The sequence below is a fragment of the Neorhizobium sp. DAR64862/K0K3 genome (genome assembly GCF_050500185.1).
GTDB classification, from domain to species: domain Bacteria; phylum Pseudomonadota; class Alphaproteobacteria; order Rhizobiales; family Rhizobiaceae; genus Neorhizobium; species Neorhizobium soli.
Genome location: NZ_CP191449.1, coordinates 3,452,439 through 3,467,105 on the forward strand (window position 1 = coordinate 3,452,439; position 14,667 = coordinate 3,467,105).

Annotated in this window: 13 protein-coding genes; 9 read left to right on the top strand and 4 right to left on the bottom strand. The window is 60.8% G+C overall.

The window, feature by feature from the left end:
* Complete coding sequence (lpdA, locus tag ACQY1L_RS16665) at window positions 1–1,407, top strand: dihydrolipoyl dehydrogenase (protein WP_430241867.1); 1,407 nt, start codon at window positions 1–3, stop codon at window positions 1,405–1,407.
* A 91-nt stretch (window positions 1,408–1,498) separates the two neighbouring features.
* On the opposite strand, the gene ACQY1L_RS16670 is transcribed toward lpdA, so the two are convergent.
* A complete protein-coding gene (locus ACQY1L_RS16670) occupies window positions 1,499–2,569 on the bottom strand; it encodes a TraB/GumN family protein (protein WP_430261902.1) in 1,071 nt (356 codons plus the stop codon).
* A gap of 78 nt (window positions 2,570–2,647) precedes the next feature.
* A complete protein-coding gene (locus tag ACQY1L_RS16675) occupies window positions 2,648–3,583 on the bottom strand; it encodes a tyrosine recombinase XerC (protein ID WP_062581699.1) in 936 nt (311 codons plus the stop codon).
* A gap of 138 nt (window positions 3,584–3,721) precedes the next feature.
* Between ACQY1L_RS16675 and ACQY1L_RS16680 the strand changes: the two genes are divergently transcribed.
* Window positions 3,722–4,666 (top strand): GNAT family N-acetyltransferase, encoded by a 945-nt coding sequence (locus ACQY1L_RS16680; protein WP_430241869.1) that lies wholly within the window; start codon window positions 3,722–3,724, stop codon window positions 4,664–4,666.
* On the opposite strand, the gene ACQY1L_RS16685 is transcribed toward ACQY1L_RS16680, so the two are convergent.
* Complete coding sequence (locus ACQY1L_RS16685; protein WP_062462522.1) at window positions 4,622–5,620, bottom strand: hypothetical protein; 999 nt, start codon at window positions 5,618–5,620, stop codon at window positions 4,622–4,624. The two genes, ACQY1L_RS16680 and ACQY1L_RS16685, sit on opposite strands and share 45 nt — an antisense overlap.
* A gap of 148 nt (window positions 5,621–5,768) precedes the next feature.
* Here ACQY1L_RS16685 and ACQY1L_RS16690 point away from each other — a divergent pair, with 148 nt between their 5' ends.
* The 7 genes from ACQY1L_RS16690 (at window position 5,769) to ACQY1L_RS16720 (ending at window position 13,648) form a co-directional block, all read left to right on the top strand.
* A complete protein-coding gene (locus ACQY1L_RS16690) occupies window positions 5,769–7,988 on the top strand; it encodes a primosomal protein N' (protein WP_174197131.1) in 2,220 nt (739 codons plus the stop codon).
* 66 nt (window positions 7,989–8,054) lie between these two features.
* Complete coding sequence (locus ACQY1L_RS16695; RefSeq protein ID WP_184654586.1) at window positions 8,055–8,438, top strand: DUF4345 domain-containing protein; 384 nt, start codon at window positions 8,055–8,057, stop codon at window positions 8,436–8,438.
* Window positions 8,439–8,699: 261 nt separating this feature from the next.
* Window positions 8,700–9,266 carry a F0F1 ATP synthase subunit delta gene (locus tag ACQY1L_RS16700; protein ID WP_062581709.1) on the top strand — a complete coding sequence of 189 codons (567 nt, stop codon included), beginning with the start codon at window positions 8,700–8,702 and terminating at the stop codon, window positions 9,264–9,266.
* Window positions 9,266–10,795, top strand: coding sequence for a F0F1 ATP synthase subunit alpha (atpA, locus tag ACQY1L_RS16705; protein ID WP_430241872.1), 1,530 nt, complete (start codon window positions 9,266–9,268; stop codon window positions 10,793–10,795). The genes ACQY1L_RS16700 and atpA overlap by 1 nt, the downstream gene beginning before the upstream one ends.
* A gap of 29 nt (window positions 10,796–10,824) precedes the next feature.
* On the top strand, window positions 10,825–11,712 hold the full coding sequence (locus tag ACQY1L_RS16710; protein ID WP_430241874.1) for a F0F1 ATP synthase subunit gamma: 888 nt from the start codon (window positions 10,825–10,827) through the stop codon (window positions 11,710–11,712).
* 23 nt (window positions 11,713–11,735) lie between these two features.
* Window positions 11,736–13,166: a F0F1 ATP synthase subunit beta gene (atpD, locus tag ACQY1L_RS16715; protein ID WP_062581713.1), complete on the top strand. Its 1,431-nt coding sequence runs from the start codon at window positions 11,736–11,738 to the stop codon at window positions 13,164–13,166.
* A gap of 74 nt (window positions 13,167–13,240) precedes the next feature.
* On the top strand, window positions 13,241–13,648 hold the full coding sequence (locus ACQY1L_RS16720; protein WP_062462547.1) for a F0F1 ATP synthase subunit epsilon: 408 nt from the start codon (window positions 13,241–13,243) through the stop codon (window positions 13,646–13,648).
* Window positions 13,649–13,721: 73 nt separating this feature from the next.
* On the opposite strand, the gene ACQY1L_RS16725 is transcribed toward ACQY1L_RS16720, so the two are convergent.
* Entirely contained in the window at window positions 13,722–14,618 is an 897-nt protein-coding gene (locus ACQY1L_RS16725; RefSeq protein ID WP_174197128.1) for a LysR substrate-binding domain-containing protein, read from the bottom strand.
* Between the last annotated feature and the right edge of the window lie 49 nt (window positions 14,619–14,667).

The window sequence follows — 14,667 nt, forward strand, 5'->3', positions numbered from 1 at the left end:
ATGGCTTATGATGTTGTCGTAATCGGATCTGGCCCGGGCGGCTATGTCTGCGCAATCAAGGCGGCCCAGCTCGGCCTCAAGGTCGCTGTCGTCGAAAAGCGGTCCACCTATGGCGGTACCTGCCTCAACATCGGCTGCATTCCGTCCAAGGCGCTGCTGCATGCTTCGGAAATGTTTGCGCATGTGGCGCATGGCGTGGAAGAACTGGGTGTCGAGGTTCCGGCACCGACGTTGAACCTTTCGAAAATGATGGCTCACAAGGATGCGACGGTAAAGTCGAACACCGACGGCGTCGCCTTCCTGTTCAAGAAGAACAAGATCGACGGCTTCATCGGCACCGGCAAGATCGTTTCGGCCGGCAAGGTTTCGGTCACCGGCGAAGACGGCAAGGTCCAGGAAATCGAGACGAAGAACATCGTCATCGCCACCGGCTCCGACGTTGCGGGCATCCCGGGCGTCAATGTCGACATCGACGAGAAGGTCATCGTCTCCTCGACGGGCGGTCTCACGCTAGACAAGGTCCCGGCCAACATGATCGTCGTCGGCGGCGGTGTCATCGGCATGGAGCTCGGTTCGGTCTGGTCGCGTCTCGGCGCCAAGGTTACCGTGATCGAATATCTCGACAAGCTGCTCGGCTCGATGGATGCGGACGTTTCCAAGCAGTTCCAGCGCATGATGGCCAAGCAGGGCATGGACATCCGTACCGAAGCCAAGGTTACCGGCGTCGAGAAGACTGCTTCAGGCGCCAAGGTCACCTATGAGCCGGTGAAGGGTGGCGAAGCCGTCAGCCTCGAAGCCGATGTCGTGCTGATCTCCACCGGCCGCAAGCCATACACAGCAGGCCTTGGCCTCGAAGAAGCAGGCGTTGCGCTCGACAATCGCGGTCGCGTCGAAATCGACGGCGGCTACAAGACCAATGTTGCCGGCATCTACGCGATCGGCGACGTGGTGAAGGGTCCGATGCTGGCGCACAAGGCCGAAGACGAGGGCGTCGCTCTCGCAGAAATCCTCTCCGGCCAGCACGGTCACGTGAATTACGACGTCATTCCGTCTGTCGTTTACACCCAGCCGGAAGTGGCATCGGTCGGCCGCACGGAAGAAGAGTTGAAGGCTGCAGGCATCGCCTACAAGGTCGGCAAGTTCCCGTTCACGGCGAACGGTCGCGCCCGCGCAATGCTCGCCACCGACGGCTTCGTCAAGATCCTCGCCGACAAGGAAACCGATCGCGTTCTCGGCGGCCATATCGTCAGCTTCGGCGCCGGCGACATGATCCACGAGATTGCCGTGTTGATGGAATTCAGCGGTTCGTCCGAAGATCTCGGCCGGACCTGCCACGCTCACCCGACCCTGTCGGAAGCCGTGAAGGAAGCCGCACTCGCGACCTTTGCCAAGCCGATCCATATGTGATCGGCGACAATATCGCATCGGAAAACCGGCCCCGTAACAGGGCCGGTTTTTTTGTGTCCGGTTGACGGGTGTACGTCCCTCGCCAGAGGGCTCAGTTCACAGCGGTGACTGTAAAACCCTGCTTGCGCAACAGCTCGACGAGACCGTCAACGCCCGGCAGGTGCAGTGCGCCGACGGCGATGAAGGTGCTGCCTTCGTTAAGGATAGGGGATGCGCGCTCGGCCATCAGCAGGTTGCGCTTGCGCACCACCAGTTCCTCGAATTCGGCATAGCCGCTATCATCGTCCTCGCCCTCAGGCACGACGGTCTTCAGGAAGGGGATGGTCATGCCCATGTCGCCGGACAGATAGAGCCCGGTCATCGTCTCGAACACGTCGTCCAGCTTGGGACCGAGCTTGATCGCCTCGATCAGCGACTTCATGTGGATATCGACCGGAATGGCAGCCAACGTCGAAAGCTGCTCGGCAAAGGTCTCAAGCCCCTTCACCGACTTGCCGGCTTTCGCCGCATCCAGCGCCAGCTGCTTGTCGAGGAAAGGGGTGTTCTGGGTCTTGCGGGCCATCTCGCAGGCGGGCATCGAGACGAGGCCCATCAGCAGCCAGGGCTTCATTCTTGAGACGGCAGCGAGCGGCACGCCGCGCTGTTTCAGGGCATCGCTGAGAAGTGCGAGATCATCCTTCGTCAGCAGGCTCTCGATCGAGGTGCCATCGGTAAACATCGTCAGCTCCGGCTTGGACAGCATGCCGGCCATTGCCTTCTGCTCGTCGAGCACTTCGTCTGACTCGACGACGATAGTCTTTGCTTCCTCGCGCGCGGCATCTGCGCCCTCAGGCATTTTCAGAACGCGTGGATCGGTCACATGCATGGTGCCGAGAAGGTAGGACGGGGGGAGGCCGGCTTTCTCGATTTTCCAGAAGATGCCGCGGCCGTTGGGGATTTTTTCGCCCTCTGCGACAACCTGCCGATAGGCGGCCGGATCGTTGGCCTTCATCTCCGCGATCAGGTCCCGCCCGGTGCAGGCCGGCGTCTCCGCGCGTGCGGCAAGCGAGGTGATCACGAGGCAGACCGAGGCCAGCAGCAGAACGTGCAGGGCGGCAAGCAACCAAAGCGCAGCCGTCTGGGCGCGTTGAAGGATTGTGCCGGCGAAAATGCTGCGGATCATGTCATCAGTCCCAATTGTAGGGCTCACCCTAGCGGGACTGCTCGAACAGCGGCTTAACCGATGTGGTTAAGGATGGGTTCATGCCCTTGGATGGGCGCGATCGTAGACTTCGAGCAGTCTCGACGTATCGACGCCCGTATAGACCTGCGTGGTGGAAAGGCTGGCATGTCCCAGCAGTTCCTGGATCGTGCGCAGATCGCCGCCTCCGGCCAGAAGATGGGTCGCGAAGGAATGGCGCAGCGCATGCGGGGTGGCGCTGTCGGGCAGGTTGAACGCGCTTCTGAGCTTCTGCATCTCGCGCTGGATGATCGCCGGCTGCAGAGTCTTGCCGCGCGCACCACGGAACATCGGGGCATCGGCGGACAGATGGTAGGGGCAGAGTTTCCTATAGGTTTCGACAGCTTCGAGAATGACGGGAAGCAGCGGCACGATCCGCGTCTTGCCGCCTTTGCCAAGAATGCGAAGCGAGGTGGCGCCTGCATCGATATCGGCGGGCGTCAGGCCAAGCGCTTCCGAAATGCGAAGTCCGCAGCCATAGAGCAGCGTCAGGATGGCCGCGTCGCGTGCCGCGATCCACGGCTCCTCGTGCAGTTGCGCCTCTGAGGTAACGATGTTGAGGGCTTGGGCGTCGGTCAGCGGCTTCGGCAGCGATTTCGGTTGACGCGGGGCACGGATAGCGCCGGCGGCTGCCGCATTCACCAGTCCCTTGCGCTCCAGGTACCGCAGGAACGAGCGCAGCCCCGCGAGATGACGGCCGAGAGAACGCGCACCGGAGCCTTCGCGCCGCCGTGCTGCCAGAAAACTTCTCAAGTCTGCCGGACGCAGCGTATGGATATCCGAAATCGTCGGCGGTCCGGCGAGGTGCGTGGTCAGAAAAGTCAGGAATTGCCGGGTGTCGCGCTCATAGGCATCGAGCGTGTTGGGCGAGAGCCGGCGCTCGCCACTCAGGCTTTCCAGCCATTCGCGGCGCCTCTCGAGAAGATCGGGGGCGGCGATAATGAGCAGTTCGTTCATGAGGGCGACGTTGATTTCCGTGGCATGCCGCCCCAGATTGCTCCCAGCATCGTTACGGAATCCCTAAAGGCACGGTAACCCTGCCATCGTAATATCATGCGGGCCTGCTCCAGTTGGGACCCGCTTCAAGGAGTTTTAATGGACCGCCGTGATTCCATGACGAGCTTCGGCCAGGTCGCCGAAGCCATCGCACGCGTATCTCAAGGGCGTCCGGGCCACATCGTCGATACCCTCATCGCCGAGCGGGGCAAGCGGATCGTCGGCAGTCCGTTCTGGCCGGTCATGCGTCCGTTTCTCTATACGCTGCTGCGCTACGGCCGAGCGATCGAGTTCGCCGACGACATCGCGCCGAAATCCGGTTACCAGTGTTTCGAATATCTGAGCGAGCATCTGAAGCTGAAACTTTCGGTCAAAAACGAGGAGCGGATCCCCGAAAATGGCGGTTTCATCCTCGTCAGCAACCACCCAACCGGCATTGCCGACGGCGTCGCCGTGTTCGACCTGTTGAAATCTCGCCGGCCCGACCTGATGGTGTTTGCCAACCGCGATGCGGTGCGGGTCAATCCGCGTTTTGCCGAGATGATCATTCCCGTCGAATGGCGAGACGATCACAAGAGCAAACTCAAGACCCGCGAGACGCTGGTTCTCACCAACAAGGCGGTCGAGGAGGGCAAGGTGATGATCCTGTTCCCATCCGGCCGCATCGCCTACTGGGAAAATGGCCGGCTGAACGAGCGTCCCTGGAAGACCTCCGCCGTCGGACTTGCCCGCAAATACAATCTGCCGATCCTGCCTGTCCACATGACGGCGCGCAATTCCGGGCTGTTCTACTGGCTTGCCAAATGGTCGACCGAGCTGCGCGACATGACGGTGTTCCATGAACTCCTGAACAAGAAGGGCAACCAGTTCGATTTCACCATCGGACACATGATCCAACCGGACCAGCTGGAGGGTGACGTCGTCGAGGTCACCAAGGCGCTGGAGCGGCATACGGTGTTCGGACTTGCCGCCGATGGCGACGCGCAGTTTGCGCCACAATCAGTAGTCCTCGAGGAAGCGCTCCAGGCCCCGGTTCAGGCGTAGATACTGCTGGCGATCGAGCTCTTTGATTGCCCGCTCTTCGGTCGCAGACACTGCCGATGTCGCAGGCTGTTGCCTCGGCCGCGCGGGCGCCGTCGGCGTCATCTTCTGCGGCTTCGGTTTTTGTCTCAATTTCTCTTTCTCTTCCGTCAGCGTCGGCATGGAGAGTGCAAACAGCAGCCGGTGCTTGTGGATGCGCGACGCGGAATTCGTCATGCCGAGGCTCGATATCGTGACACCTGAGGTCACCGGGTTGAGCTCGATCTTCGGATCGATATTTCCCTTCAGCGTGGTCGAGAATTCCAGCGTATCGGCCATGGTGATCACGTCGGTGCCGCTTGGGGCTTTGAGATTGCCTTTCTCGTTAAGCCACACGAATGTCTCGAGCGTTTCCTTCAAGCCGATCCGTCCGACGATCGGGTAGATGAGGTTGCCGCTTCTCGCTTTCGGCGCACAGTATAAATCGTTGACCTCGGTCGCCAGCTTCGCAAATTCATCGGTGACGCGGAAGCTGCGGTTGTTTTGGCGGGACAGATCGACGCTGCTGCCCAGTCCGAGACTGCGGGTGCCGTTCGAGAACGGGTTGAGCAGGCCCAACGAAAACCCGTGGCTGTCCATTTCTGTCATGTTGAGCTGAAAGTCGTAAGCGATGAACGACTTGGCATAGCGGTCGAAATAGAGACTGATGTCCGGGCTGTAGCGGCGTGTGAAAGCATCGGCATAGGTTACCGTCCCGGCTAGAAGCTCTGCAGAGAGCTGCTTCTCCGCCGGGGATCCGTATTCGCGCAGTAGCCCCGTGGCGATCTCGCGGATGGCATCGCGCGCCTCGCAGCGCACCTTGGCGACAATCTGGTAGGTCGTATCCGGCTTGGAGAAATCCTCTGGCAGAGGATGAATATTGCAGCCGGCCAGCAGAATAGCAGGCACGACAAGCGTCGTCATCGACTTGCAGAACATCCGTAGCCCCCACTCCGGTTAGGGCTCTACCTATAGTTAATATTTATTTATGATACAACCTAAATTTCACGCCGCGATGTGTGTCGTCAACGGCGGGGAGCGCCAAACAGCGGTTCCCTTTCGTTCCGGTTTTGGGCATGGTCCCGCCATGGACACAGATTCGTCCGACCTGTTCGGTCCGCTCCTCGATAAGCCCGTCGCGGCCGTCGTGCCGGTCCTGGTGCCTTTGCCGGTGCCGGGTCCGTATAGCTATGCCGTGCCCGAGGGACTGACTGTTGTGCCCGGTTCGGTCGTGCAGGTGCCGGTCGGCCCACGCCAGATGATCGGCGTCGTGTGGGATGGCGCAGACGACAGCACGCTCGACCCGAAGAAGCTTCGACCGATCACGCTCGCTTTCGATTGCCCGCCGCTCTCCAAGGAGATGCGCGATTTCGTCGACTGGGTCTCGGCCTACACGCTGTCGCCGCCGGGTTTCGTGGCCCGCATGGCGATCCGGGCGCCGGCAGCGCTCGATCCGGAACCAATGGTGGAGGGTCTGCGCTTTGTGGGCGGCGAGCCGGCGCGATTGACACCGGCCAGAACCCGGGTGCTGGACCTTGCGAAAGAGCAGGAAGCGCCCTGGACCCGCAGCGGCCTTGCGCATGCGGCCGGCGTTTCCCTGAGCGTCGTTGACGGATTGATCAAGCAGGGTGTGTTCGACACGATTTTCCTGCCGCCGCCGCCTGTCGTGGCACGGCCTGACCCGGATTATACTGCGCCCCGCATCGAGGGACCTCAAAAGGGAGCGGCCGAAGAGATCGTCGCTTCGGTTAGCGCCGGCGGGTTTGCCGCCTCGCTGATCGATGGCGTCACCGGGTCCGGCAAGACGGAAGTCTATTTCGAGGCGATTGCCCAGGCGCTCCGACAAGACAAGCAGGTTCTGATCCTGTTGCCGGAAATCGCACTCACGTCGAGCTTTCTCGATCGGTTCGAGCAGCGGTTCGGGGCAAAGCCTGCCGAATGGCATTCGGATCTATCCCCCCGTATCCGTGAGAAAGTCTGGCGCGGCGTCGTGACGGGGGAGGTGAGGGTGGTTGCCGGGGCCCGTTCGGCTCTGTTCCTGCCGTTCGAGGATCTGGGGCTGATCGTCATCGACGAAGAGCACGACCCTGCCTACAAGCAGGAGGACCGCGTCTTCTACAATGCCCGCGACATGGCGGTGGTGCGGGCCCGCATCGGCGATTTTCCGATCGTGCTGGTGTCGGCGACGCCTTCAGTGGAAAGCCAGGTCAACGGGCTCTCCGGGCGCTACACGACGGTCCACCTGCCGACCCGCTTTGGTGATGCAGCACTGCCGGACCTGCATCTCGTCGACATGCGCCGCCATCCGCCGGAACGCGGTGGGTTCCTCTCGCCCATTCTCCTGCGCGGCATGAAGAAGGCGCTGGAGCGCGGCGAGCAGTCGCTGCTGTTTCTGAACCGTCGCGGCTATGCGCCGCTGACGCTCTGCCGTGTCTGCGGCCACCGCTTCCAGTGCCCGCAATGTTCGAGCTGGCTGGTGGAGCATCGCTTCAGAAACCAGATCCAGTGCCATCAGTGCGGCTATCACGAACATACGCCGGAAGCCTGCCCGGAATGCGGGACGTTCGACCACCTCGTCGCCTGCGGGCCGGGCGTGGAGCGGATCGCGGAAGAGGTGGAGAAGCATTTCCCGGAGGCGCGCACGATCGTCATGTCGTCGGACCTGCTCGGCGGCGTCAAGCGGCTTCGTATGGAGCTCGATGCGATCGCCAAGGGCGATGTGGATATCGTGATCGGTACGCAGCTGGTGGCCAAGGGCCATAACTTTCCGCTGATGACGCTGGTCGGCATCGTCGATGCGGATCTCGGTCTGTCGAACGGAGACCCGCGGGCGGCCGAGAGGACGTTCCAGCTGCTCAGCCAGGTGACGGGCCGCGCCGGGCGAACAGGGTTGAAGAGCCACGGCCTGATCCAGACCTTCCAGCCGCAGCATCCCGTCATGCAGGCGATCGTCTCCGGCGATGCGGGCGCCTTCTACGAGCGTGAGATCGCTGAGCGCGAGAAGGCGATCCTGCCGCCGTTCGGGCGGCTTGCGTCGCTGATCGTTTCGGCCGATACGCGGGCCGATGCGGAAACCCACGCCCGCGGATTGCGGGCGGCCGCACCAAGGGTGACCGGCATTTCCGTGCTCGGACCGGCGGAAGCGCCGCTCGCACTGGTGCGCGGTCGCCACCGCTTCCGGCTTCTGGTGCATGGACGGCGCAATTCCGACATGCAGGCTTTCCTGAAGGCGATGATGTCGGCCGGCCCGAAGGTGCGTGGTACGGTGCAGATCCAGCTCGATATCGATCCGCAGAGCTTTCTCTGACCTGATCTTTGCGAGTTGTTTACTGCTTTCGATAAAATCGCCGCACAAGAACGATTCGAGGATTTCATGGAACTGTATTTCCCCACCGAGACCGGCGAGCAGCTGGCTTTTGTCTGCGCTGCCGCAACGGCTCTCATCGGGCTCCTCATCCTTTTGTTCCCCGGACCCTCTCTGCGGTTTTCAGCGTTCAGGATCGGCGATGTCCGGCCGGAGGGATACGGATCGGTGCGGGCCGCCGGCGCTCAGTATGTCGGCCTCGGTGTCGTGCCGATCATCTTTGCCCAGGATTGGTTCTATATGGTGCTCGGCATCGTGCTTGGTCTGGGGGCATTCGGAAGGCTGGTCTCGTTTGCTTTCGATCGTGGCGCAACTGTGAAAAACACGCTGATTTTCCTACTACAAGTTGTCCTTTCAGCCGGCCCGCTCGCCTATGTCTTCGGCTATCTCTGAGCTTTCCAATCAAGAGTGTTCATCTCAGACGCGGTCAATTCCAGCGGTGTCCGACATAAAAACGACTCAAGCTCTAGTCCCAGGGGCGTTTTCCCGCCTCTCCCGTGTTGCGAGTCCCTACATCCTATGCTAGACGGACCGCGAAAGTCGGAAAGGGTGGGGTGGAGGCCTCGCTGGTTCTGATTAAAAATCAAATATTTTCAAGGTCTTGCTGATCCTCTAAAGAAGGGCACAGCGCTTGGATGGCAATTCAGGGAAACTGTGCCCGTGGCTGACACGTCCCCGCTTATTTCCGGTGTCGCAGAGCGTTACGCTTCTTCGCTTTTTGAGCTCGCGCTCGAAACCGGTTCCATCGATAAAGTCAGCGCCGATCTCGATCGGTTTCAGGCGTTGCTGGATGAGAGCGAAGACCTTCGGCGTCTGGTTGCAAGCCCGGTGTTTTCCGCCCACGATCAGCAGAACGCGGTGACAGCCGTTGCCGAAAAGGCTGGCATCACCGGTGCCGTTCTCAACTTCATCAAGGTCGTTGCCGGAAATCGCCGTCTGTTTGCGCTTCCGGGCATGATCCGCAGCTTCCGCCAAATCGCTGCCGAGCATCGTGGCGAGGTTACCGCAGAGGTAACGTCTGCCCACGCGCTCACCCCAGCGCAGGAAACTGAACTTAAGTCGGCGCTGAAGGGCGTCACCGGCAAGGATGTGACAATCGCCGTTACGATCGATCCGTCGATCCTCGGTGGCCTGATCGTCAAGGTCGGGTCGCGTCAGATCGATACGTCCCTTCGCACCAAACTTTCCACCCTTAAGCTTGCATTGAAAGAGGTCGGCTGATGGATATCCGTGCAGCGGAAATTTCCGCAATTCTCAAGGACCAGATCAAGAACTTCGGCCAGGAAGCCGAAGTTTCTGAAGTCGGCCAGGTTCTGTCCGTCGGTGACGGTATCGCTCGCGTTTACGGCCTCGACAATGTCCAGGCTGGTGAAATGGTCGAGTTCCCGGGCGGTGTCCGCGGTATGGCGCTGAACCTCGAATCCGACAATGTCGGCGTGGTTATCTTCGGCTCCGACCGTAACATCAAGGAAGGCGACACCGTCAAGCGGACCGGCGCCATCGTTGACGTTCCTGTCGGTCCGGAACTGCTCGGCCGCGTCGTTGACGCGCTCGGCAACCCGATCGACGGCAAGGGCCCGATCAACGCGACCCGCCGTTCGCGCGTCGACGTCAAGGCTCCTGGCATCATCCCGCGCAAGTCGGTTCATGAACCGATGTCGACCGGCCTCAAGGCCATCGATGCTCTGATCCCGGTTGGCCGCGGCCAGCGCGAGCTCGTCATCGGCGACCGTCAGACCGGCAAGACCGCGATCATTCTCGACGCGTTCCTGAACCAGAAGGCGATCCACGAGACCGGCCCGGAAAACGACAAGCTGTTCTGCGTGTACGTGGCCATCGGCCAGAAGCGCTCGACGGTTGCCCAGTTCGTCAAGGTTCTCGAAGAACGCGGCGCCCTGCCTTACTCGATCATCGTTGCTGCGACAGCATCCGACGCTGCACCGATGCAGTATCTTGCTCCGTTCGCCGGTTGCGCGATGGGCGAATACTTCCGCGACAACGGTCAGCACGCGCTGATCGCTTATGACGACCTTTCGAAGCAGGCCGTCGCTTATCGTCAGATGTCCCTGCTGCTGCGTCGTCCTCCGGGCCGCGAAGCTTATCCGGGCGACGTCTTCTACCTGCATTCGCGTCTTCTTGAGCGCGCTGCAAAGCTCTCCGACGAGCGTGGCTCCGGTTCGCTGACGGCTCTGCCTGTTATCGAAACCCAGGGTAACGACGTTTCGGCGTTTATTCCGACCAACGTGATCTCGATCACCGATGGCCAGATCTTCCTTGAAACCGACCTGTTCTACCAGGGTATCCGTCCGGCCGTTAACGTCGGTCTGTCGGTGTCCCGCGTTGGCTCGGCCGCGCAGATCAAGGCGATGAAGCAGGTTGCCGGTTCGATCAAGGGCGAGCTTGCCCAGTATCGTGAAATGGCTGCGTTCGCGCAGTTCGGCTCCGACCTCGACGCCTCGACCCAGCGCCTGCTTAACCGCGGTGCACGCCTGACCGAACTTCTGAAGCAGCCGCAGTTCTCGCCGCTGAAGACCGAAGAACAGGTTGCGGTGATCTTTGCGGGCGTCAACGGCTACCTCGACAAGATCGCGGTTTCCGATGTCGGCAAGTTCGAGCAGGGTCTGCTTTCCTACCTTCGTTCCGAAGGCAAGGCGGTTCTCGAAACGATCCGCAGCGAGAAGCAGGTTTCCGACGACACGAAGGCAAAGCTCAAGGCAGCTCTCGACAGCTACGCCAAGTCTTTCGCCTAAAACGGATCTAGATCGAGGACCGATAACGGATGCCTTCACTTAAGGATCTGAAAAACCGGATCGCCTCCGTCAAGGCGACGCAGAAGATCACCAGGGCGATGAAAATGGTCGCCGCTGCGAAACTGCGCCGTGCACAGGAGGCGGCCGAGGCTGCCCGTCCTTATGCGGAGCGTATGACCAAGGTATTGGCCAGCCTCACGGCTGCCAATGCCGGCAATGCCGAAGCACCGCTTCTCTTGTCCGGGACAGGCAAGGATCAGGTTCATCTCCTGATCGTTGCGACCGGCGAGCGTGGTCTGGCGGGGGGCTTCAACTCCTCGATCGTCCGTCTGGCACGCGAGCATGCACTGAAGCTGATTGCACTGGGCAAGACGGTCAAGATCCTGACCGTCGGCCGCAAGGGCAACGACGTGCTTCGCCGTACGTTCAAGGACAACATCGTCCACTACGTGACCTTCCGCGAAGTCAAGCAGCTTGGTTTCGTCCAGGCCGACGAAGTGGCCCACAAGGTGCTCGAGCTGTTCAACGCCGGCGAATTCGACGTTGCGACGCTTTTCTTTGCGCGCTTCCAGTCGGTTATCGCACAGGTGGCAACTGCCCAGCAGATCATCCCCGCAAAGTTCGACGTCAGGGATGCAGCACAGCCGGATGCCGGTTCTGCCGCACTCTACGAATACGAGCCGAGCGAACAGGAAATCCTGGAAGACCTGCTGCCGAAGAACATCGCAGTGCAGATCTTCCGTGCACTTCTTGAAAACAACGCTTCCTTCTATGGCGCGCAGATGTCTGCAATGGACAACGCGACGCGCAATGCCGGTGACATGATCAACAAGCTGACGCTCTCCTACAACCGTCAGCGCCAGGCACAGATCACCAAGGAACTCATCGAAATCATTTCGGGCGCGGAAGCGCTCTGAGGTAAAGAAAGAGGGTAATAATCATGGCTACCGCAACGGGCACGTCCCTCGGCAAAGTGACCCAGGTTATCGGCGCTGTCGTCGACGTGGCGTTCGACGGCGAACTGCCGGCGATCCTCAACGCGCTTGAAACAGAGAACAACGGCAACCGCCTCGTTCTTGAAGTCGCGCAGCATCTTGGTGAAAACCAGGTTCGCACCATCGCCATGGACTCGACCGAAGGTCTTGTTCGCGGTCAGCGCGTTACCGATACCGGCGCTCCGATCACCGTTCCGGTTGGTCCTGAGACGCTCGGCCGCATCATGAACGTCATCGGCGAGCCGGTCGACGAAGCTGGTCCGCTGATCACGTCGGGCAAGCGCTCGATCCACCAGGAAGCACCGTCCTACGTCGAGCAGTCGACCGAAGGCCAGATCCTGGTAACCGGCATCAAGGTTGTCGATCTGCTGGCTCCCTATTCCAAGGGCGGTAAGGTCGGCCTGTTCGGCGGCGCCGGCGTTGGCAAGACCGTTCTCATCATGGAACTGATCAACAACGTCGCCAAGGCGCACGGTGGTTACTCGGTATTTGCTGGCGTGGGTGAACGTACCCGCGAAGGCAACGACCTTTACCACGAAATGATCGAATCCGGCGTGAACAAGCATGGCGGCGGCGAAGGCTCGAAGGCAGCTCTCGTTTACGGCCAGATGAACGAACCGCCGGGCGCCCGCGCTCGCGTCGCTCTGACGGGTCTGACGATCGCTGAAGACTTCCGCGACAAGGGCCAGGACGTTCTGTTCTTCGTCGACAACATCTTCCGCTTTACCCAGGCAGGTTCCGAAGTGTCGGCTCTTCTCGGCCGTATTCCTTCGGCCGTTGGTTATCAGCCGACGCTTGCGACCGACATGGGTCAGATGCAGGAACGCATCACCACCACGACCAAGGGTTCGATCACCTCGGTTCAGGCCATCTACGTTCCCGCCGACGACTTGACCGACCCGGCTCCTGCAACCTCGTTCGCCCACTTGGACGCAACGACGGTTCTGTCGCGCTCGATCGCTGAAAAGGGTATCTACCCGGCTGTGGATCCGCTCGACTCGACCTCGCGCATGCTCGACCCGCTGGTTGTCGGCGAAGAGCACTACGAGATCGCTCGTAAGGTTCAGACGACGCTTCAGCGCTACAAGGCTCTGCAGGACATCATCGCCATCCTCGGCATGGACGAACTGTCCGAAGAGGACAAGATGACCGTTCAGCGCGCCCGCAAGATCGAGCGCTTCCTGTCGCAGCCATTCTTCGTCGCCGAAGTCTTCACCGGTGCGCCGGGCAAGCTGGTCGCTCTCGAAGACACGATCAAGGGCTTCAAGGGCCTCGTTGCCGGCGAATACGATCACCTGCCGGAAGCTGCCTTCTACATGGTCGGCTCGATCGAAGAAGCGATTGAAAAGGCCAAGAAGCTTTCCGAAGCTGCTTGATCCTATAAGACGGCGCGCGGGACATGATCCGGCGCGCCATTCCTGCTTGAAACACTCGAGGGAAGTGGACCTTGATGGCCGACGCTTTCAAATTTGAACTGGTATCGCCCGAGCGCCTGCTCGTTTCGGAGAATGTCTCCGAAGTGGTGATCCCGGCAACGCTTGGCGAAATGACGGTGCTTGCCAACCATGCGCCGACGATGACGACGATCAAGCCGGGCGTCGTGTCCGTGAAGCTTGCCTCGGGTCAGGTCACCAAATACGTCGTTTTCGGTGGCTTTGCCGATATCGTTCAGGACAGCTGTACGCTGCTCGCGGAATCCGCTGTGCCGGTCACCGAACTGAACCAGGACACGCTGCAGAAGCGCATCGATGCCACGCAGGCTGCCATCGACAACGCCAACAGCGACGAGCACAAGACCAAGCTCGAACAGTTCCTCTCCGAACTGACGCATCTGAACGGTATCGTCGTTCCGGCCTGATTTTTCAGAGTTCGCTATAATTTACGAAGGGCGGTCCATCGGGCCGCCTTTTTCGTTTTTGCGCTGTCGGTGCCTATGGGTTTCCAAGCAGGTGCTGGTGGAGACGTGCGGCGCCGGGGGTGAGTGAGCGGTAGCGCGGCATGCCGAGATAGTAGCCATAGCCCGTATCCAGCTGCGCCGTACCAAGCTCCACCAGTGTTCCGGACGCGAGCTCCTCGGCGATCAATCCCCTGCTGCCAAGCGTCACGCCCTCGCCACGCAAGGCTGCATCGATCGCCAGTGAATAGGTCGAGAATGACAGGCGCGGCTTGATCGCTGCCTTGGGTGGCTTCGGCAGGCGCGCGAACCATTGCCTGAGCGAAATCCAGTGGGCGTTGGCTCGCTCGTAATCGATCAGGTCCAGCTGGGTCATGGCGTCTGCGGTGAGCGAGGCTGCATCGAGCCCCCGTCTTTCCACATAGGCGGGGGAGGCGACGGGCACGAGGCTTTCCCGGATCAACAAAGTGAGGTTCCACCGCGGGTGTTCGCCGGCGGCATAGAGGATGACGAGGTCGTTGGCTTCCGAGGCCAGTTCCGACGGCACGTCGGTTGTCAGCAAACGCACGGAGACAGACGGGCTCTCATTGTCGAAATCCTTCAAGCGCTTGCCGAGCCACAGATGCGAGACCGAGCTGCTGGCGGCGATCGAGATGGTTTCCCTTCCGCCGCCCCGGAACGGCTCCAGACTTTCCTCCAGATATTCCAGCGTTGCGCGCACCCTTTGGGCAAGCCGGTCTCCCTCCGATGTCAGGCTGAGATTGCGGCCGCGCCGCGTGAAGAGTTTTGCGCCGAGTTGGTCTTCCAGCCCCTGGATACGCCGGCTGACGGCGGCCTGGGTGATATGAAGCTCACGACCGGCGCGGGAGAAATTCATGAGCCGGCAGGCGGCATCGAAGACGCGGAAGGCTTCCAGCGGAATTCTGTCCAGCATCGACGTCTCCATGATCTGAAGTCATCATTAAGCCTGAAAAACCGATGGA